Annotated in this window: 1 protein-coding gene; it reads right to left on the reverse strand. The window is 33.7% G+C overall.

Going from position 1 to position 1,997, the window contains the following annotated elements; all coding sequences use genetic code 11:
- Nucleotides 1-205: 205 nt before the first annotated feature.
- Nucleotides 206-1,997, reverse strand: a 1,792-nt coding sequence (locus DMC01_RS14005; protein ID WP_345788973.1) for a putative barnase/colicin E5 family endoribonuclease, incomplete at its 5' end; no start/stop codon positions are given.

The following is a 1,997-nucleotide window of genomic DNA, read 5'->3' on the forward strand; positions in this document are numbered from 1 at the left end:
AATAAAAAAAAGGGTTAAAAAAATTGTTTGAATTTTAAGTGTTATTTTTTTTACTTATTTTAGGCTCTTTTGTAACTTGTGAATTTGTAGCTTGACTTTTTTTGCGTTTTATAATATATTTTCATTTGATAAGTCGCTAGGATGTAGATTAGTCCCATCGCCCTTACTAACTTCGCTACTTGGTAGAAAATCTGAGCGAGACGACTTATCCTACTTTATAACTTGTAATTATCCATAAATTCACACCATCGCCCTTAAAACCTTTGCTTAATCCTATTTGGTAGCGCTCAACGCCATTTTTAAGCAAAATTGTTTTTACGCCATTAACATCTAGCACTTCGCCTTTTGCGATAATCTCGCTTATGCCACTTGCTATCTTTTCGCCTTGCGTTGTACCGTCAAATTTTGCGAATTTATCACCGTGCTTTTCTAAAATATGTTTTAAACCTTTTAAGCTGTCCCCCCAAACTAAATCAATGTCCCCCAAGTCGTCTCTATAAAATGCTCCAGCCACTTGACCGTTAAACTCTACACCGTCTTTGGCTGCTTGTTCGCTTTCAGCGAGTAGCTTTTTAACCGCCCCTTGTCCGTCTTTGTAAAATTCAGCGAAATTCTGCCCGAATTCTTTTATCGGCGTGATATTTAAGGCTTTTTCAATATTTTCACGTCGTTTTTTTAAGTTTTCTTTGCCGATTTCAAACATTTTGCTATCGCTTACTTCGATTTTCGTGCCATTTTTTTTCGAATTTTGTTTTGTCTTCTTTATCTGTATTTTAATTGTTTGCGTATCCGCACTTATACTTGCATCGCCATACACATCTTTTGGGCTAAAATTACGCACATTCTCAATCTCTGTTACTATGTTTTTGATAATTCTTTGTTTGTGGTAATTTTCCCAATAATCCGCACTCTCAAACTCGTTTAATCTTGCTTTTAGCTCCTCTTCTCTTGCTTCATTAGGGGCGCTTTTTCTTGCCAATAATTCATCTTTGATAGCTCTAATTTCTTTATCAATGTTTAAGTTTTGTTCTTGTAATCTTTTAAGTTGAGTTTGTAAAGGCTCGTTTTTGTTTGGCTTGAAATTTGAAGCTCTTTTTTTGCCTATGTCATAAGCATCTTCAGTGACACTTTCTTTTGCTTGTTTTATCTTTGTGTTGTTTTGTGTTGTTTTATTCTTTACTTGATTTTGTGGCTGTGAATTTGGTAGTATAGTTTTATCAAGTTTAACATGAAATGGCTTGTCAGTAAAAGCCCCTACGAGTATATTTGGGGCTTCCTTGCTTTTATATAAGCCTTGTAAATTATCCTCTTTAAGCTTGTTTTCAAGCTGTTTAATCCTTTTAAAAGAATTTGTAGCTATTATCCACTGGCCATCGCTATTTTTAGCAATACTTGTGAAAAGTAACTTTTCATTACCTAAATCTTGCGCAAAATTTATACCCTCTTTATCCTTAAAAATAAAATGTGGATTTTCAAGTGTAGGCTTTATCTTGTCTATAAATTCGCTTCTATTTCTTGCTTCTATCTTTGATAACGAGCCTATTTTAAGATGAATTTCATCTACACCCTCTTTGGCTAAAATGTCTTTGATATTTTCACTAAATTGTGGCTTAAAAGCCTCGTTTAAATCCTTTATATTAAATGTTTCTAGCCATTTATGCGTTAATTCTTTGTCTAAAATCTGCCTTTTGCCCTCTTTATCTGTAAAAAGGTATTTTCCTTCTTTGTTTTCTTTGAGTATGCCATTTTCTAGCATTTGTTTTATGTTTTCGTAATTTGTCTGCCCTTGTGTTTTTGGCTCGTCTTTGATTATAGGCTGTGGCTCGTCTTTTATAGGCTTTTTTACAGCTTGTGAATTTGTAGCTTGACTTTGCAACTCCTTTAAAAGCGTTTGCAAATTTGAATTGGCGTTTGGGGATTGATACACCACTTTTGCGCCTGCTTCTAACTTGTTTTTAATATCATTAAATTCTTTAATACCTTTTGAAATACCTATA

Origin of the sequence: Campylobacter troglodytis (assembly GCF_006864425.1) — a bacterium.
GTDB classification, from domain to species: Bacteria; Campylobacterota; Campylobacteria; order Campylobacterales; family Campylobacteraceae; genus Campylobacter_D; species Campylobacter_D troglodytis.